General features: G+C 62.7%; 13 protein-coding genes. 8 read left to right on the forward strand and 5 right to left on the reverse strand.

Annotation, left to right across the window (positions count from 1 at the left end; all coding sequences use genetic code 11):
* Positions 1–241 precede the first annotated feature (241 nt).
* Both QTL96_RS04010 and QTL96_RS04015 read right to left on the reverse strand, forming a co-directional pair.
* Complete coding sequence (locus QTL96_RS04010; protein ID WP_289726775.1) at positions 242–3,397, reverse strand: efflux RND transporter permease subunit; 3,156 nt, start codon at positions 3,395–3,397, stop codon at positions 242–244.
* Positions 3,397–4,596, reverse strand: coding sequence for an efflux RND transporter periplasmic adaptor subunit (locus QTL96_RS04015; protein WP_112941890.1), 1,200 nt, complete (start codon positions 4,594–4,596; stop codon positions 3,397–3,399). Before QTL96_RS04015 ends, QTL96_RS04010 begins: the two co-directional genes overlap by 1 nt.
* Positions 4,597–4,948: 352 nt before the next feature.
* Between QTL96_RS04015 and QTL96_RS04020 the strand changes: the two genes are divergently transcribed.
* Positions 4,949–5,770, forward strand: coding sequence for an alpha/beta hydrolase (locus tag QTL96_RS04020; RefSeq protein ID WP_289726776.1), 822 nt, complete (start codon positions 4,949–4,951; stop codon positions 5,768–5,770).
* Positions 5,771–5,962: 192 nt separating this feature from the next.
* Positions 5,963–8,446, forward strand: a complete 2,484-nt coding sequence (locus QTL96_RS04025) for a UvrD-helicase domain-containing protein (RefSeq protein ID WP_289726777.1) — start codon at positions 5,963–5,965, stop codon at positions 8,444–8,446.
* A gap of 268 nt (positions 8,447–8,714) precedes the next feature.
* On the opposite strand, the gene QTL96_RS04030 is transcribed toward QTL96_RS04025, so the two are convergent.
* Positions 8,715–9,791: a type I restriction endonuclease gene (locus QTL96_RS04030; RefSeq protein WP_289726778.1), complete on the reverse strand. Its 1,077-nt coding sequence runs from the start codon at positions 9,789–9,791 to the stop codon at positions 8,715–8,717.
* A gap of 78 nt (positions 9,792–9,869) precedes the next feature.
* Positions 9,870–10,217: a hypothetical protein gene (locus QTL96_RS04035; protein ID WP_111562089.1), complete on the reverse strand. Its 348-nt coding sequence runs from the start codon at positions 10,215–10,217 to the stop codon at positions 9,870–9,872.
* A 288-nt stretch (positions 10,218–10,505) separates the two neighbouring features.
* Between QTL96_RS04035 and QTL96_RS04040 the strand changes: the two genes are divergently transcribed.
* From QTL96_RS04040 to pncA, 5 genes are all read left to right on the forward strand, one after another.
* A complete protein-coding gene (locus QTL96_RS04040) occupies positions 10,506–11,342 on the forward strand; it encodes a siderophore-interacting protein (protein WP_289726779.1) in 837 nt (278 codons plus the stop codon).
* Between the two features lie 283 nt (positions 11,343–11,625).
* A complete protein-coding gene (locus QTL96_RS04045; protein WP_289726780.1) occupies positions 11,626–12,138 on the forward strand; it encodes a hypothetical protein in 513 nt (170 codons plus the stop codon).
* Positions 12,139–12,382: 244 nt separating this feature from the next.
* A complete protein-coding gene (locus QTL96_RS04050) occupies positions 12,383–14,023 on the forward strand; it encodes a Na+/H+ antiporter (protein WP_289726781.1) in 1,641 nt (546 codons plus the stop codon).
* 1,145 nt (positions 14,024–15,168) lie between these two features.
* On the forward strand, positions 15,169–16,461 hold the full coding sequence (locus QTL96_RS04055) for a sugar MFS transporter (protein ID WP_289727167.1): 1,293 nt from the start codon (positions 15,169–15,171) through the stop codon (positions 16,459–16,461).
* A gap of 103 nt (positions 16,462–16,564) precedes the next feature.
* Complete coding sequence (pncA, locus tag QTL96_RS04060) at positions 16,565–17,191, forward strand: bifunctional nicotinamidase/pyrazinamidase (RefSeq protein ID WP_289726782.1); 627 nt, start codon at positions 16,565–16,567, stop codon at positions 17,189–17,191.
* A 98-nt stretch (positions 17,192–17,289) separates the two neighbouring features.
* On the opposite strand, the gene QTL96_RS04065 is transcribed toward pncA, so the two are convergent.
* Positions 17,290–17,538 carry a DUF2164 domain-containing protein gene (locus QTL96_RS04065; protein ID WP_047505768.1) on the reverse strand — a complete coding sequence of 83 codons (249 nt, stop codon included), beginning with the start codon at positions 17,536–17,538 and terminating at the stop codon, positions 17,290–17,292.
* Between the two features lie 133 nt (positions 17,539–17,671).
* On the opposite strand from QTL96_RS04065, the gene QTL96_RS04070 reads away from it, so the two are divergent.
* A complete protein-coding gene (locus tag QTL96_RS04070; RefSeq protein WP_289726783.1) occupies positions 17,672–18,388 on the forward strand; it encodes an AzlC family ABC transporter permease in 717 nt (238 codons plus the stop codon).

The following is an 18,388-nucleotide window of genomic DNA, read 5'->3' on the forward strand; positions in this document are numbered from 1 at the left end:
TACGCAACAGGTACAAATGAACCGGTGCCGCGAACACTCATGTCCGGGGGCGCCAAACAGCGGCGCCGTGCAGCCTCCCGAAACGCTGGGAGACCATCGGTATCGATGCCAATGATTACGGCTTATGCTTAAAAAACAGCTAAAAGCTGCAATTAATTTAGCGTGTTACGCAACCGATCGGAAACCATACGAGAACGCCGCCCGCGACCGGCCCGAAGGCACGGCCGACAGGCGGCGTTTGTTACTCGGCGGCTTCGAGCTGATCTCGCGCGGCAACGATTTTCGGCCGCTCGGCATGTTCCATCTCCTGATGCAACCGCGCCTCTTCATGCGCATGCGGCTTGGCGAAGCGGGCGATCAGCAGATAGGCGACGGGCGTGATGAACAGCGTCACCAGCGTCGCGAAGCCAAGCCCGCCGACGATCACCCATCCGAGTGCCACGCGCGCCTCCGCACCCGCGCCATGCGCGAAGACCAGCGGCACGCCGCCGAGGATGGTGGCGATCATCGTCATCATCACGGGACGCAGACGCAGTGCACACGCCTTCTCGATCGACGCCCGGACGTCCTCGCCCTGATCGCGCAGCTGGTTGGCGAACTCGACGATCAGGATGCCGTTCTTGGCCATGACGCCGACGAGCAAAACCAGGCCGATCTGGCTGTAGATGTTGAGGCTGGAACCTGTGATGACAAGCGCGAAGACCGCGCAGGCAAGCCCCAGCGGCACCGTCGACATGATGATCACGGATGAGAGCATGCTCTCGAACTGCGCCGCCAGCACCAGGAAGATGATGATGATCGCAAAGCCGAAGGTCAGCGCCATGCCGTTGGCGTTTTCTTCCAGCGTCGCCGCTTCCGCAAGCGGCATAAGCCGCGCCCCCGAGGGAAGCAGCGGCCCGGCCAGCGTCACGGCCTCTTTCACCGCATCGCCAAGCGACACGCCATCCTTCAGGCCGGCGGTAATCGCCACCGACGCCAGCTGCTGCTCGCGATTGAGCTGCGGCGCCACGGCACCCTCCTGCAGCGAAGCGATGACCGACATCGGCACGATCTTGCCGTCGCCGGTTTTCAGGAACACGTTCTCCAGATCGGTCGGATCGTCGAGCGGCCGCGTGTTCGAGGTCAAAAGCACCGGATAGGCGTCACCCTTGACGAACACGTCGACAACAGAGCGCCCTTCCAGCAGCGACTGGATGGCGGTCGACAGGCCGGTAATGTTGATGCCGAGATCGGACGCCCGCTCGCGATCGATCGAGATCGACACCTGCGCCTGCGTCGGCTCGTTGGCGAGGCGCGGCGTGTCATAGCGACCGGTGGCATCGAGCGCCTGCACCAGTTTCAGCGCCGATTGTGTCAGCGCATCGTAGTCGCTGCCGATCAGCGCCATCTGCAGCCCGTTGCCGGCGCCGCGAATGCGCAGGCTGTTGGACTGGATCGCATTGCCGCGCAGCGCCGGCACCTTCAAAGCCGCGCGATTGATATCCGCGACGATTTCGCCCTGCGTGCGTTCGCGTTCGCCCCAGGGCGCCAGCGTCAGCACCATGAAGCCGCTATTGGCCTGCCCGTTCTGGCCGGAGACGGAAAAGACGTTGCGGATATCGCCGCTATCGACCAGCGGCTGCAGATACTCTTCGACCAGCTGCAGCTTGTCGCGCGTATATTCGAGGCTCGATCCCTGCGGCGTCGTCAGCCGCATCATCACCATCGCACGGTCCTCGTTGGGCGTCAGCTCGCTCTTCACGCCGGTAAAGGCCACGACGGCGGCACCGGCGAAGATCACCGAGAACACGATGACCACGAAGGGCGCATTCAGGCAGCGCTGCAGGCACCATTCATAGGCGCTGGAAAACCGGTCGCCGAAGCGGCCGAGCATCCCGTGATCCTCTTTCATCTCCCGGGTCAGCATGCGCGACGCCATCATCGGGCAAAGCGTTAGCGCCACCAGCGACGACAGACCGACCGAAAACGCGAGAACGAAGCCGAACTCGCGGAACAGGCCGCCGACCTGCCCCGGCAGGAACGACAGCGGAATGAACACCGCCGCCAGCGTCGCCGTCGTCGCGATAACAGCGAAGAACACCTCGCGCGTGCCAAGCACGGCGGCCGCGCGCGGCCCCATGCCCTGCGCGCGCCGTCGCACGATGTTTTCGAGCACCACGATGGCATCGTCGACCACGAGACCGGTCGCAAGCACGATCGCCAGCAGCGTCAGGATATTGATCGAGAAGCCGACCATGTAGATCGCCGCCAGCGTGCCGATCAGCGCCACCGGCATGCTCACCGCCGGAATGATTGTCGCCCGCCAGTCGCGCAGGAAGAGATAGATGACGGCCGTGACGATGACGGCGGCCAGCACCAGCGCCAGCACCACTTCGTGGATGGCGCCCTGGATGAACACCGCGTCATCGCTGGTGATGGCGATCCTGGTACCCTCGGGCAACGTCTTCGACAGCTGCTCGACCGCGGCCTTGATGCCGTTGGAAATATTCAGCGTATTCGACTGCGCCTGGCGGATGACGCCGAGGCCGATGCCGGGCACGCCGTTCGAGCGCAGCGCCGTCTGCCCGTCGCGCGGTCCGAGCGTCACGGTCGCCACATCGCCGAGACGCACGCGGTCGAGCAGCATGACGTTGGCGAAATCCTCGGGCTTCTGCAGGCTGGCGGTGGCGCGCACCACGATGTTCTGCGTCGGGCTCTTCAGCGAGCCGGCCGGCACGTCGAGTGCTGCATTCGACAGCGCGTTGGTGAGATCGCCGATCGTCAGCCCGCGGCTCGCGAGCTCCGACTGATCGACATCGACCCGAAACACCTTCTCCTGGTCGCCATAGCTTTCGACATCGGCAACGCCGTCGACGGAAGCCAGCCGGTCGATCACCTCGTTGTCGACCAGCAGCGTCAGGTCGTCCATGTTGAGCTTGGTGGAGGTGACGGCGAGACGCATGATCGGCTGCGAATCCGAATCCGCCTTGACGATCTGCGGCGCGTCGGCGTCGTCAGGCAGCCGGTCGGTGATCCGCCCGATCGCATCACGCACATCGTTGGCGGCGACCGCGAGATCCACCGTATCCGAAAATTCCAGCGTCACCCGGCTCTGGCCGAACTGCGAGCTCGACGAAATCGACTTCAGCCCGCTGACGCGCGCCGATGCGCCCTCGATGACCTTGGTCACCTCCTGGTCGATCGTCTGCGGCGACGCGCCGTCGAAGGTGGTGCGCACGGTGACGACCGGCCGGTCGACGTCAGGCAGCTCGCGCACCTCGATGCCGACATAGGCGGCGAGACCCGCGACGATCATCAGCGTGTTGAACACCAAGGCCAGGATCGGCCGGCGCACGAAGAGCGCCGTGAATGTCTGCTTGCCCGAAGGCGTGTTGTTGTGGGTGCCGCTCTCGCTCATCAGGTGACGGGCTCCTTGGCGGCAAGTTCGCCCCCTTCGGAGCGCACCGGCCCGCCCTCGCGCACGCGCTGCAGGCCCTGCGTGACAATCAGGTCGCCATTATCGAGATTGCCCTTGACCAGCACATAGTCGGGATTGCGCTGCACGATGCTGACGCGCACCTTGTGCGACTTCTGCTCGGCCACGCGCCAGACGAAGGACCCTTGCGAATCCCACTGCACCGACTGCGGATCGACGGCAGGATACTGGTCGCCATCGAACCGCATGCCGACGCTGAACGACATGCCGGCGCGCAGCTCGTCGGCGGCGTTGTTGATCCGCGCCCGCATCCGGAGCGTACGGCTCGCCGGATCGACGCGGTTGTCGATCGCCTCGACGGCGCCCGAAAACACCTGCCCCGGCCGCGCCACCGACGTCGCCTCGACCGCCTGGCCGACCTTGACCGTATTGGCGAAACGCTCCGGCACCCAGTAGTCGACGAGGATCTCCGTGCGATCGTCGAGCGTCACGATCGGCGTCGTCGTCGAGACGTTGTCGCCGATATTGACAGGCATGATGCCGACGATGCCGTCGATCGGCGCCAGGATGTTGCGGCGATCGAGGCTGAGCTGCGCCGCCTGCAATTGCAGCCGCGCATTCTGCTCGGCGATCTCCTGATCGAACACGTCCATGCGCGAGACGCTGGACTTGATATTGTTGTAGAGGCTGGACTTTTCGACCGCCGATTTCAGCGCGACTTCGGCCTGGCCCTTGACGATCACCTGCTCCTCGCTGTCGAGCTTGGCGATGATCTGCCCCTGCTTGACCCGGTCGCCGGACTTGACGAGGATTTCGCGGATGAGACCGCTAGCCTGCGGCGTCACCACCACCGAGCGGATCGCATCGCCCGTGCCGATCGCGCCAAGCCGATCATTGACGACACCGGGCACGACGGCCTGCGTGACGACAAGCACCGCGCCGTTGCGTCCGCCACCGCCACCATTGCCGCCGCCTGAGCGACGATTGCTCGCCTGCTCGCCGCCTGCTGTAGGCGCCGCCGCGCGGCCTGCATTGTCAGGATCGATCGCCTTGCCGACAAGAGCTTCGGGAACGCCGGCATTGCGCAGCGTATCGCGCGCGCCGGGCACAAAGACAGCCCATCCGGTAACGCCAGCGGCGATAACGATGAGACAGATCGTAAACTGCTTCCAAAATGACATTCACGTCTCCAGAGGGACTCGAGGTTGTCCAGGGTCGATCGAAAGAGGCGCATACGTGGCAAATCGCCGCGCAACGCTGGAATTATTGTCCGATTGCAGGTCAGCGGCAAGCAAATTGGCCGCCCATTACAGCATTGTAATGTCAACTGTTGGTGACCGGCGGATGTCGGTCATCTCGCCCTGACGTTGCCGTCCTCGCAAAAGCGCACGCCCACACGAGCAAATGTCTACCGGACCGGCAGATAGTGCTTTCGTTTCTGATCATTCCGATGTTCTCTGCCGTCGCGCAATGGGCCGCAAGCGCGCCCGCCGCTCCATTCATTCAACAGCGAACGCAAAGAGGATGACGAGCATGCCGAAGATCACCACCAAGGACGGAACGAAGATTTTCTACAAGGATTGGGGCACCGGCCAGCCGATCCTCTTTTCGCATGGCTGGCCGCTTTCGGGCGACGCCTGGGAAGCGCAGATGCTCTATTTCGGCCAGAACGGCTACCGCGTTATCGCCCATGACCGCCGCAGCCACGGCAAGTCCTCCCAGACCTGGGACGGCAACAACATGGACCAGTATGCCGACGATCTGGCCGAACTGATCGAGAAGCTCGACCTGAAGAACCTGATCATGATCGGCCACTCCACCGGTGGCGGCGAAGTCGCCCATTATCTCGGACGCCACGGCACCAAGCGCGTCGCCAAGGTGGTGCTGGTCGGCGCCGTTCCGCCGCTGATGCTGAAAACCGACGCCAACCCCGAGGGCCTGCCGCTCAACGTCTTCGACGGCATCCGCAAGGGCACCGCGCTCGACCGCTCGCAATTCTTCCGCGACCTCTCCATGCCCTTCTACGGCTTCAACCGCGACGGCGCCAAGGTCAACGAAGGCCTGCGCGAGACCTTCTGGCTGATGGGCATGGCCGGCGGCATCAAGGGCGAATACGACTGCATCCACGAATTCTCCGAGGTCGACTACACCGACGACCTCCGCAAGATCGACAAGCCGACCCTCTTCATCCACGGCGACGACGACCAGATCGTCCCTATCGTCGCGGCCGCCCTGAAGTCCTCGAAGATCGTAAAGGGCGCCGTGCTCAAGGTCTACGAGGGCAGTGCCCACGGCCTCGCCCAGGTCGAGCCGGAACGCTTCAACGCGGATGTGTTGGCCTTCATCAAGGGGTGATCCACCTTCCACCGTCGTCCTCGGGCTTGTCCCGAGGACCTGCCAAGCCCTCGTCTTGCTCGACGTGAATGGACACGAGGCGCCGCACAACGCCACCCGCTCCCCACCGCAACACGCAACATCCCGTGGACCGGGAATGAAAGCAGAACATCTTTTCTGGTCTTTCCGATCCGAATCACTACATTACGCGCCATGAGCAACAGTTTCGACGATATGCCCTTCTTCGACGAGGAGCCGGGCGAAGCGCCGCGCAAGCAGCAGGCCCCCGCAGCTCCAGCCCGCGGCGCCCCGACAGGCGGAGGTCTCGCCGCCCGCGCCATGGCCGCCCGTGGCGGTGCTCGAGAGCGGCCGGATTATCTGGATGGCCTCAATCCCGAGCAGACCGAAGCCGTCGAAACGCTGGAAGGCCCGGTCCTCGTGCTTGCCGGCGCCGGCACCGGCAAGACGCGCGTGCTGACCACCCGCATCGCCCATATCCTGAACACCAACCGCGCCTTCCCCTCGCAGATCCTCGCCGTGACCTTTACCAACAAGGCCGCCCGCGAGATGAAGGAGCGTATCGCCCATCTGGTCGGCGGCGCGGTCGAGGGCATGCCCTGGCTCGGCACCTTCCACTCGATCGGCGTCAAGCTGCTCCGTCGCCACGCCGAGCTCGTCAACCTGCGCTCCGATTTCACCATTCTCGACACCGACGACGTCGTGCGCCTCGTCAAGCAGCTGATCCAGGCCGAAGGCCTCGACGACAAGCGCTGGCCGGCCAAGCAGTTCGCCGGGATGATCGACACCTGGAAGAACAAGGGGTTGGGCCCCGCCGACATCCCCGAGGGCGACGCGCGCGCCTTCGCCAACGGCAAGGGCCGCGAACTCTACTTCGCCTATCAGCAGCGCCTCTCGACGCTGAACGCCTGCGATTTCGGCGACCTCCTGATGCATCCGATCGCGATCTTCAGGAAGACACCCGATCTGCTCAAGGAATACCATCAGCGCTTCCGCTATATCCTGGTCGACGAGTATCAGGACACCAACACCGCCCAGTACATGTGGCTGCGCCTGCTCGCCCAGCGCCCCAAGGGCGAGCCGCAGAATGTCTGCTGCGTCGGCGACGACGACCAGTCGATCTATGGCTGGCGCGGCGCCGAAGTGGACAACATCCTGCGCTTCGAGAAGGATTTCCCCGGCGCCAAGGTGATCAAGCTTGAGCGCAACTACCGCTCGACCGCCCATATTCTGGGCGCCGCCGCGCACCTGATCACCCACAATGAAGGCCGCCTCGGCAAAACGCTCTTCACCGACCGCCGCGACCCTGATGATATCAAGGTGCAGGTCCACGCCTCCTGGGATTCGGAAGAAGAAGCCCGCGCCATCGGCGACGAGATCGAGCAGCTGCAGCGCAATCAGCACAAGCTGAACGACATCGCGATCCTCGTGCGCGCCTCCTTCCAGATGCGCGAGTTCGAAGACCGCTTCGTCACGCTCGGCCTCAACTACCGCGTCATCGGCGGTCCGCGCTTTTACGAGCGCCTCGAAATCCGCGATGCCATGGCCTATTTCCGCCTCGTCGCCCAGCCGGCCGACGATCTCGCCTTCGAGCGCATCATCAACACCCCGAAGCGCGGCCTCGGCGACACCACCGTGCGCGCGCTGCACGATTATGCCCGCGCCCGCGATATCCCGATGCTGGCGGCGGCCGCCGACATGATCGAGACCGACGAGCTGAAGCCGAAGGCGCGCAAGGCCTTGTTTGACGTGATTCAATCTTTCCGCAGATGGCAGGAAAGGCTTGAAAACACATCACATACCGAGCTTGCCGAGCAGATCCTCGAAGAGTCGGGCTATACCGACATGTGGAAGGCCGACAAGACCGCCGATGCCCCCGCACGCCTCGACAACCTGAAGGAACTCATCCGCTCGATGGAGAGCTTCGAGTCCATGCGCGGGTTCCTCGAGCACGTATCGCTGGTCATGGACGCCGAGCAGAACGAGAACCTCGACGCCGTCTCCATCATGACGCTGCACTCGGCCAAGGGCCTCGAATTCGAGACCGTCTTCCTGCCGGGCTGGGAAGAAGGCCTCTTCCCGCACCAGCGCTCGCTCGACGAGACCGGCCGCGCAGGCCTCGAGGAAGAGCGCCGCCTCGCCTATGTCGGCCTCACCCGCGCCAAGCGCCGCTGCCACATCTGGTTCGTCTCCAACCGCCGCATCCACGGCCTGTGGCAATCGACCATCCCCTCGCGCTTCCTCGACGAACTGCCCGACACCCATGTCGAGGTCGCCGAAGTCGAGCAGAGCTACGGCGGTTATGGCCGCGGCGGCTACGGCCAGTCGCGCTTCGACAAGGCCGAGCCCTTCGCCAACAGCTATTCCACCCCCGGCTGGAAACGCGCCCAGCAAAACCGCAACGACGCCACCCGCGACAACTGGGGCTCCCGCTCCGGCCATTCGGTCGAGCGCATCGGCTACGGCGAAAGCGGCCCGAAAACCCGCACCATCGACGGCGAACTCGTCGCCAAGTCGACAGCGACCCAGCCCTCGAAATTCACCGTCGGCGACCGCGTCTTCCACATGAAGTTCGGCAACGGCAACATCAAGATGATCGAGGGCAACAAGCTGACGATCGACTTCGACAAGGCCGGCGAGAAGCGGGTGCTGGATGGATTTGTCGAGGCGGTCGGCTAGAGAAGACTCGGCGGCCCAAAGCCGCCGTCACCCTTTCGTGACTTCGCATATAGGCCCACCTCCCGCATACTCCCCGCGCCCGCACCATAGTCCGGGCCCAAATAGGAGGATGCCATGAAACGCTACTCTCTATCCCTGATCGCAATGTCCCTTGCACTGGCCATCGTCGGCAACCCGGCGATCGCGCTCGCTTGCAACAAGATCGTCGGGACGTGATCAGCTGAAATGAATAGGGTGAGCGGGTGCGAGCCCGCTCATTCCCTGCCACTTAGCCGCCGTTTCCGATGTATGATTGGATCACGGACTGAATTTGCGTCTTCGCTTTGAAGATATCGGTCACCTGCACGATATCAAATCGCGCGCCCGCTTTGTCTGAATCGAAAATCGTCAGAAATTTTGTCTTCGAATTGAAGTGAAGCCTGACGATCGGTTTTCGATTGTTGTCGTCGAAGTTGATGCCGCAATACGATTTCTGATCGCGCATCACCACGCGGGAGATATCGGCGATCTCCGCGGCGATCGCGCGAACGATGTTGAAGCCGTCGACTTCCTCCTGCGTCGTCTCGATCCCATCGCCGTCCTCCGTCAATTGCGTCACGGAATCGACGTCCTTGATGGTCGGGATATTGACGTTGTCGTTGAATGCGGCCGTGAGCTTCTTCTGTATCTTCTGCCTGACCAGATCCTCGAACGCGCGCTTGATGATCGGCTTGAACTCGCTGACCACCGCTGAGGTCAGCTTGCCTTCATAAAGCCCCTTCGAGATCATCCGGACAAACTCGTCATCGGGATCGTTGAACTGCGATTCGATGCTGCTGATCGCAGCCTTCATCCGTTTCAGCGTATTGGCCGAACTCTTGATGTCGGCGATCGAGAAGCGATCCTTGTGGAATTTCTCCAATTCCTTGAGATCGTTGTCGTCGTAGTCGAAGAGATCGAACTTGAAGAATGGATTGGTGTCCAACTTGTTTGGCGCATCAAGGTCGGTGAAGAACCAGATCTGGATGCCGTTCGTCAGGACGGCAATCGAGCAGTCCGTCGTTGAGAAATATCGATAGAGTTGGCTGTATTGAGCTTGCGACAGGTTGGCGCTTACAGCCTTCGCCTCCAGTATATACTCGATGCGATCATTGATCCTGACCGCGTAATCAACTTTCTCGCCCTTCTTTAGACCGACATCCGCGGTGAATTCCGGGACAATCTGCGAGGGATCGAAAACATCAAAGCCTAAAGTTCGAAGAAATGGCATGACTAGAGCATTCTTCGTCGCCTCTTCTGTTAACGCAATAGTCTGCGCGGAAACGGCACGCTTGGAGAGTTCTGTAACCTGTTCTTTGAAAGACATTGATTGACCCCCAGAATCACTAGAAATCAATTATTAAATGCACGCGCGAAAAGTGCAATCCATGGGAGAGTTGCACCCTCACCCCAAGATCGGCATCGACCCCAGCCCCAATATATCGTTGAGCAGCGCCAGCCCGATCCCCGCCGCCACGATCGTGAGCCCGATCAGAAACAGCCGCCGCGAGCGATCGTATTTGGCCGCAATCAGCGAATCCCGCGCGAGCAGATCGGCGAAGACCTTCACCTGAAGCGCGATGCCGACGACAAGCAGCAGCATCGGCAGTATGTCGATCGGGCTCCAGTCGTTCGGGTTGGAGACCCAGCGGCTGATGAAGGTGAGGCAGAAGCCCAGGATGATGCCGGCGGCGGTCAGCGAACCGTTGCGGAAGGTGGCGTCGATCTTTTCTTCCGGATCCGGCTCGGGCATGGCTCTGGCTTTCGGTTGAACAGCTGATCGAAGCAAGGCAGAAATCGCGCGAAACGGCAAGAGCGGCCGAAGATTACAAAAGCTTCACCAAAAAATCATGTTTTAATCTTGCCAGCCCCTCCTGCCCCGGCTAGGTAAGAAACACATCTGCCGCATCCGCTCCTTGAGAGCGGCGCCGCACGTAAGCGTTAACGTCAACCAACGCGCTGATCGAACCCGAAGCCGGGGTGCGAGCGGCGCGGCGTGCCTGCGTCCTGAGCGTCCCGGTTCTCTAAAAAGGAACCAAAGATGACGGCAAACACCACGCCATCCCCCACCGAAAAGCGCCACCTGATCGAACGCGTCCGCCACGAGCTCAAGCGCCGCGTGCTCACCGTCCGCCGCGTCGAATACGTTACGCCGCAAATGCTGCGCGTCACGCTCGAGGGTGCCGATCTCGAAGGCTTCGTCAGCCTTGGCCATGACGACCACGTCAAGATCCTCGTGCCCCGCCCTGGCGAGGAGCCGGCTTTTCCGGAAATGGGCCCCGAGGGCAAGCTGCTGATCGACCCGGAAAACCGCCCGTCGTTGCGCGACTACACGCCCCGCCGCTATGATCCCGTGGCCGGAGAACTCGACATCGACTTCGCCCTGCACGAGGCAGGCCCCGCCACCGAATGGGCGCTAAACGCCAAGCCCGGCGACAGGCTCGGCCTCGGCGGCCCACGCGGCTCCTTCGTCGTCTCCACCGATTTCGACTGGTACCTGCTTGTCGGCGACGAGACTGCGCTCCCCGCCATCGGCCGCCGCCTCGAGGAACTGCCTGAAGGCGCCAAGGCGATCGTCGTCGCCGAAGTGGCCGGCCCCGAGGAGGAACAGGCCTTCACCCGCAAGGCCGACCTCTCCGTCACCTGGCTGCATCGCGGCGCACAAGCCGCCGGAACCACGGATGATCTCGAACAGGTGCTGCGCGATATCATGTTGCCCGAAGGCGACGGCTATGTCTGGATCGCCTGCGAAACCGTGCTCGCCAAGCGCCTGCGTGTCGTCATGGTCGAGGAGCGCGGGCACCCCAAGCCCTGGATCAAGGCCGCCGGCTACTGGAAGCGCGGCCAGGCCGATTTCCACGAGACGCATGGGGATTGAGGCCCGGCGTGATGCGGTCCCCTCCGCCCCTCTCTGTCGCGTGGCACTTGCTCGACGGGGGTTGAAACGAGAAAAGGCTGGGCTTCGGGCGAGACGCCCAGCCCAACCCGAATCATCGGCACACATAGGGTAAACGAAATCTTAATCCCGCCTGTTGACCTCGGTCAATCGGCTGAAATTCATCACAACATTCCCCTTTTGACGCCGCCGGCAAATCACCTTAGCCCGTCCCTGTTCGTCCATGAAGGACGGTTTTCACGATGGACTCGCAAAGGAGATTCCAGTGACCAGTGTTTCCTCCCTGGGCGGCAACGGCTCCCAGTATATTTCCAGCCTCGACAAGAACGGCGACGGCATCATCTCCGCCGACGAACTGGCCGCAGCCAACACCACCAGCAGCACGACCGCGACAACGACGACCAAGGCCTCGACGGCAAACAGCACCGCCGACAGCGCCAGCGTCACCCAGAAGATCGCCGCCGATATCCTCTCCCTCATGTTGCAGTTGCAGCAGTCGAGCGAAAGCGACGACGGGTCCAGCGACGATGGCAGCCTCTCCGGCAACAGCCCCAAGGGCATTCTGGCGCTGATGGACAGCAACAACGACGGCAAGCTGACGACCAGCGAAGTTCTCTCCGCAGATCCGTCGAAGATCGCCGAGAGCGCCGGCGCCGGCGCCGGCGACAATACCGCCGTCACGCAGGTCCTCACCGACATGCAGACCGCCATCCGCGCCCACCAGACCACCTACGGCTCCTCGCTTGCCTCCGATACCGACAACACGCAGACTGCGTGATCGAAAGACCGCCTCATTGGCGTTCAACAAGGCTCCGCCGGGGGAGCCGCAACAGCCTGCCTTGGTGATACCGCCCGCCGTGTATGGGTAAGCGGATCCAACGTCATCAAGGACTTGACCGCAGCGCAAGCGCCGATGGCGCAATGTCGCACTTGGTCCGAAACTGGGCCCTTTGGCGTTGCAACGACAGCCAAAAACCCGCAAAACCGAACTTCGACGGTAAGAACGAAGGACATGACATTTCATGGAAAGCATCAGCGTTTCGTTGATCCTGCTGTTTGCAGTGGTCGTTAGCGGAACACTCACCAGGCTCTCCCCGATCCCGATCCCGCCGCCTCTCGTGCAGATCGCGCTCGGCGCCGTCATCGCCTCGGTGGCCGATCTCGGTGTCAGCCTCGATCCCGATCTCTTCTTCCTGCTCTTCCTGCCGCCGCTGCTCTTTCTCGATGGCTGGCGCATTCCCAAGGAAGGCCTGCTGCGCGACAAGGGCGTCATTCTCGAGTTGGCGCTCGGCCTCGTCATCTTCACCGTCCTCGGCGTCGGCCTGCTCATCCACCTGCTCATCCCCTCCATGCCGCTTGCCGTCGCCTTCGCGCTGGCCGCCATCCTCTCGCCGACGGACCCGATCGCGGTCTCCGCGATTGCCGCCCGCGTGCCGATCCCCAACCGTCTGATGCACATTCTCGAAGGGGAGTCGCTGCTCAACGATGCATCCGGCCTCGTCTGCATGCGCTTTGCGGTCGCCGCAGCACTCACCGGCACTTTCTCACTCACGGACGCGGTCGGCACCTTCTTCTGGGTCGCGATCGGCGGCATTATCATCGGCGTCGGCGTCACCTGGGCGGTCATGCAGTTGCAGCGCTTCCTCACCCGCAAGCTTGGCGAGGAGACAGGCTCGCTGATCCTGATCAGCCTGCTGCTCCCCTTCGCCGCCTATCTGATCGCCGAACATCTGGAATGCTCCGGCATCCTGGCGGCGGTCGCGGCCGGCATCACCATGAGCTACGGCGAGCAGAGCGGCCGCGCATCCGCCGTCACCCGCGTGCGCCGCACCGCCGTCTGGGATACTGTCCAGTTCGCCATGAACGGCGTCATCTTCGTGCTGCTCGGCGAGCAGCTGCCGCAGATCGCCTCCAGCGCCATCAACATCGTCCGCGAAACCGGGCATTACGACCCGCTGTGGCTCATCGTCTACATCGTCGCGATCAACGTGGCGCTCGCCGCGCTGCGCTTCTCCTGGGTCTGGGTGTCGCTGCGCTTCACACTCTACCGCGCCGCCCGCAGCGGCTACGAGTTCACCCGCCCGAGCTGGCGCCTCGTGGCTGCCACCTCGCTTGCCGGTGCCCGCAGCGCCATCACGCTCGCCGGCGTTCTGACATTGCCGCTGACCATGGGCGACGGCTCGCCCTTCCCGGGCCGCGACCTGTCGATCTTCCTCGCCGCCGGCGTCATCATCGTCTCGCTCGTCGCCGCCAGCATCGGCCTGCCCTTCCTCTTGAAGAACCTGCATGTGCCGGCTGAACCCTCCCACCAGCGCGAGGAGGACGAAGCCCGCATTCGCGGCGCCGAGGCCGCCATCAAGGCGATCGAGCAGCTGCAGCACGACATGGGCGAAGGCCGCGCCGATGCCGACCTCTACGCCGACGCCGGCGCCCGCCTGATGGACATCTACCGCCAACGCATCGCCGGCCGCTCCAAGACCGGTGACGACGCCATGCTCGCCCGCCGCAGCGAAGAAATCGAACGCAAGCTGCGTCTCGCCGGCGTCAAGGCCGAACGCGCCGAGTTCTTCCGGCTGGCCAAGAACCGCAAGCTCTCGGAAGAACTGATGAAGAAGCTGGTGCGCGAGGCTGATCTTGCCGAGGCGCGTTTTTCGGGGACGTGAGGGCGGGGATGCGCGCTTCCTTGGGCGGGCTTTCGGGCGGCTCGGGTCGGGGTGGCGGTCAGCGAGGTTTTACCGTGTGATACCCCCCTCTGCCCTGCCGGGCATCTCCCCCACAAGTGGGGAGATTGGCTGGGCGCAGCCGCTCGCTGCTACCTCGACGTTTGGCGAAAACCTATCCGCGAGTCGATCTCCCCCCTTGTGGGGGAGATCTCCGGCAGGACAGAGGGGGGTATGGCTCTGCACAGACATCAGCGACATCGAACCCTCCCCATACCACCACCCCACCGCACGGGCACAACCACCCACCCCACAAAACAAATCCCTCAACCCGCTCAACACCCTACCCCCCACCCCAAACTTTTCTCATCTCCACCCCACACCGCCCCGCCATACTCCCCTCGTCACCGCACTGGGAGCCGGGTCGCGAACCGGATGCTCAGCCGCTCGAAATCCGGCGTGTGGTGATGGTTGCCAAGGGGGTTAGACGCCGTCAGGGCTGATGATCCACCTGCAAGACCGATCCGAGAGACGCTCCTGTCGGGTCGGGCGAACCGGAAACCAAGGTGATCGGGCAGGCGGACAGCCTGACAACCAATACCACCGACAACAAACCGCCTGCCCTTCCCGTTTCATGCCGCCGACCGTCGCGAGGCTTTGCTTCGCGCGCGGTTTTGGTGTGCGTGGTGGGTGGCGTTCTGCCGTGTGTTACCCCCCTATGCCCTGCCGGGCATCTCCCCCACAGGTGGGGAGATTGGCTGGGCGTGCCCGCTCGCTCCACGTCAATTGTTTGGCGAAAACCTCACCACGAGTCGATCTCCCCCCTTGTGGGGGAGATGTCCGGCAGGACAGAGGGGGGCGCCACACGGCACAACCGAGAGGGCCCTCACGCCAAAACACCGCCCCAAACACCCCAAAACCACCCTCTCCCTCGCCTCTCATCTCGCAAATGCGAAACATTTTACTGCAAAGCACAACAAAACACTTTGAATACTATCGAAATCCGAAAATTGCGCATATATGACGCACCGTGGCTTGCTGCACGCTTCCCCCAGAGCGCCCCGCCGAGCCACCGCCGGCCCGTTTTGACAACGGCATTCAAAGGAAAATACCCGGCGTCCACAACAGGAGGTTCCAAAGTGGCCAGTATAACAACAAACAATGCTGCGAAGACGTCGGCGTCGTCGTCTCCGGCAGCCAATTATCAGTTTGCGCTCATTGCCCTGACATCGCTGTTCTTCATGTGGGGTTTCATCACCTGCCTGAACGACATTCTCGTCCCGCATCTGAAGAACGTCTTCCAGCTGAACTACACGCAGTCGATGCTCATTCAGCTGTGCTTCTTTGGCGCCTATTTCATCGCCTCGCTGCCATCGGGCGCGATCGTGAAGCGTATCGGCTATAAGTGGGGCATCGTGCTCGGCCTGATCATCGCTGCCATCGGCTGCGCGCTCTTCGTTCCCGCCGCCAGCTACCGCGTTTACGGCCTGTTCCTCGGCGCACTCTTCGTGCTCGCATGCGGCGTGACGCTGCTGCAGGTCGCGGCCAACCCCTATGTCACCGTTCTCGGCCCGCCGGATACCGCCGCCAGCCGCCTGACCATGACCCAGGCCTTCAACGCGCTCGGCACGACGATCGCGCCGATCTTCGGCGCCTTCCTGATCCTGTCGGCAGCCACCGCGGCCGTTTCCGGCGCCACGCCCGAACAGCTCGACGCGATCAGGATCGCCGAAGCCGGCGCCGTGAAGTTCCCCTACATGCTGCTTGCGGCCGCCTTCCTGGTGCTCGCCGCCGTCTTTGCGGCCCTCAAGCTGCCGCAGGTCGAAGGCGATGAGGAGATCGAACCGATCGTCGGCGGTGGTTCTGCCTGGCAGTTCCGCCATCTCGTGCTCGGCGCCATCGGCATCTTCGTCTATGTCGGCGCCGAAGTCAGCATCGGCAGCTTCCTCGTCAACTTCATGAGCCAGCCCGATATCGCCGGCTTCTCCGAGGCCGACGCCGCCCATTACGTCTCCTATTTCTGGGGTGGCGCCATGGTCGGTCGCTTCATCGGCGCGGTTGCCATGCGCTATGTCGACGACGGCAAGGCGCTCGCCTTCAACGCGGCCGCGGTCATCATCCTGCTGCTCGTCACCGTGTTCACCACCGGCCACACGGCCATGTGGGCGATCCTCGCGGTTGGCCTGTTCAACTCGATCATGTTCCCGACGATCTTCTCGCTCGGTCTCTATGGCCTCGGCAAGTTCACCAGCCAGGGCTCCGGCATCCTGTGCCTGGCGATCGTCGGCGGCGCGCTCCTGCCTGTCCTCCAGGGCGTTCTTGCCGACACCATCGGCATCCACCTCGCCTTCCTGATGCCGATCGTATGCTACGCATACATCGTCTTCTACGGCCTGAAGGGTCACCGCCCGAATGCACAGCAGGTTGCCAAGCACGCCTGATTGATAAAATTGCGCCCCGCCGCACTGGCGGGGCGTTTCCACTCTTGCGCCATGACACACGTCTTGGCATGTTGCCGTGCAACAATAGGTGGAGAAACTGCCAATGAAGGCCTTGCTGCTGATCGACATCCAGAACGGGTTCTGCCCCGGCGGAAACCTCGCCGTTCCCGATGGCGACAAGGTGGTCCCGATCGCCAACAGGCTGATCGCAAGCGACCGATACGACCTGATCGTCGCCTCGCAGGACTGGCATCCTGAGGGACACGGCAGCTTCGCCTCTTCTCATGAAGGCAAACAACCCTTCGAACTCCACGAACTGTCAGGCAAGCCGCAGATGATGTGGCCGGACCATTGCGTGCAGGGCACCCGCGACGCCGAGCTGCATCCCGAGCTCAGGGTGCCCGAAATCGACGTGATCTTCCAGAAGGGCGAGAAGCACCACGTCGACAGCTACTCCGCCTTCCGCGACAACGATCAGGACGCCATCACCGGCCTTGCCGATTATCTGAAGGAACAGGGCGTCACCGAGCTCGACCTCTGCGGCCTCGCGACCGATTACTGCGTCAAGTTTTCGGCGCTCGATGCGCTCGAAATGCTCCCCGGCGTCAAGGTTCGCTTCATCGAGGACGCCAGCCGCGGCATCACGCAGGAAGGTGTGGCGGCCGCGATCAAGGAGATGCGCGAAAGCGGCATCGACATCGTCACCAGCGAACAACTGATCGAAAACTAGAGCAATTCCAGCAAAAGTGTAGCGCGGTTTTGCGTCCGGAATTGCGTGATAACAAATAGATAGAGCATTTTTGCGTTTCAAAGAAACGCGGAAACGCTCTAGTCACCGGCCTCGCGCTGCAACTGATAGACATCATCCGAGAAGTCGTCGATGCGTCGCGCCAGCGCTGCCTGCGCATCGTCGATGCCCTGGCGATAATAGGCGGCTCCTACCTCCTTGGCGAAGAAATCAAGCACCAGCTCGGCCTTCAACAGGCCGATCGGCTGGTCGAGCTCGCGGTCGAAGTGATGCTGGATGCGCGCGATCAGCGCCGCCTTCTCGTCCTTGGAAAATTCGATCGGCTTCATCGTCCCCTCATTGGCTTCACGGCTACTGCATTGGCACCGTTCAGCGAAATCGATCGGTCAATCAAGGAAATTCGCTTGCCGCCGTAGCCCTCGCCGCTTAGAGGGGTCCCAATTTCCAGGAGGATGATCGCCGATGTCACGCGCGAATTTTACCGACGGCCTGCGCGGCGGCTTCCCCATTGCGCTGGTGTCAAGCCCGTTTGGCGCCTTGTTCGGCGCCTTGGCCACCGATCATGGCATGTCGCTGTTCGAACTCACCTTCATGAGCGCCACCGTCTATGCGGGCGCCAGCCAGATGGTCGGCCTCGAGCTTTTCGGCCATGACGTCCAGGCATGGCTGATCGTCGCCTCCATCCTCGCCGTCAATTTCCGCCACGTGCTCTATTCGGCGGCGATCGCGCCTTACATCAAGCATTTCACCAAGCTGCAGAAGTTCTTCACCTTCTTCCTGCTGGTCGACCCGCAATTCGCCGAGACGGTGAAGCGCGGCGAAGCCGGAAAGCCGGTGACTTTTGCCTGGTATCTCGGCTTCGGCCTGATCATCTATGTTCCGTGGACGCTGGTCAGCCTGCTCGGCGGCACGCTCGGCCGCTATATCGGCGATCCGAAGTCGATCGGGCTGGATATCCTGCTGCCGGCCTATTTCCTCGGCATCGTTCTCGATTTCCGCCACCGCGACAACTTCATCCCCGTGGCAGCCGTCAGCGCCGTCGCCTCGGTCGTCGCCTATCATTATGTCGGCTCGCCCTGGCATGTGAGCCTGGGCGCAGCCGCCGGCATCCTGCTTGCTGCTTTGTTCCCGCCGCCGCCGACGGCGCAGGAACTCGAATCCGATCTGCACGAGGTGTGA

The organism is Rhizobium sp. S163, assembly GCF_030380805.1.
In the GTDB taxonomy this organism is placed as follows: domain Bacteria; phylum Pseudomonadota; class Alphaproteobacteria; order Rhizobiales; family Rhizobiaceae; genus Rhizobium.

Excerpts from the sequence above, each read along its gene's own strand:
- QTL96_RS04070 (WP_289726783.1), top strand. The coding sequence starts at position 17,672 with ATGTCACGCGCGAATTTTACCGACGGCCTGCGCGGCGGCTTCCCCATT.
- QTL96_RS04025 (WP_289726777.1), top strand. The coding sequence starts at position 5,963 with ATGAGCAACAGTTTCGACGATATGCCCTTCTTCGACGAGGAGCCGGGC.
- QTL96_RS04030 (WP_289726778.1), bottom strand. The coding sequence starts at position 9,791 with ATGTCTTTCAAAGAACAGGTTACAGAACTCTCCAAGCGTGCCGTTTCC.
- QTL96_RS04015 (WP_112941890.1), bottom strand. The coding sequence starts at position 4,596 with ATGTCATTTTGGAAGCAGTTTACGATCTGTCTCATCGTTATCGCCGCT.
- QTL96_RS04040 (WP_289726779.1), top strand. The coding sequence starts at position 10,506 with ATGACGGCAAACACCACGCCATCCCCCACCGAAAAGCGCCACCTGATC.
- QTL96_RS04010 (WP_289726775.1), bottom strand. The coding sequence starts at position 3,397 with ATGAGCGAGAGCGGCACCCACAACAACACGCCTTCGGGCAAGCAGACA.
- QTL96_RS04035 (WP_111562089.1), bottom strand. The coding sequence starts at position 10,217 with ATGCCCGAGCCGGATCCGGAAGAAAAGATCGACGCCACCTTCCGCAAC.
- QTL96_RS04065 (WP_047505768.1), bottom strand. The coding sequence starts at position 17,538 with ATGAAGCCGATCGAATTTTCCAAGGACGAGAAGGCGGCGCTGATCGCG.
- QTL96_RS04020 (WP_289726776.1), top strand. The coding sequence starts at position 4,949 with ATGCCGAAGATCACCACCAAGGACGGAACGAAGATTTTCTACAAGGAT.
- QTL96_RS04050 (WP_289726781.1), top strand. The coding sequence starts at position 12,383 with ATGGAAAGCATCAGCGTTTCGTTGATCCTGCTGTTTGCAGTGGTCGTT.
- pncA (WP_289726782.1), top strand. The coding sequence starts at position 16,565 with ATGAAGGCCTTGCTGCTGATCGACATCCAGAACGGGTTCTGCCCCGGC.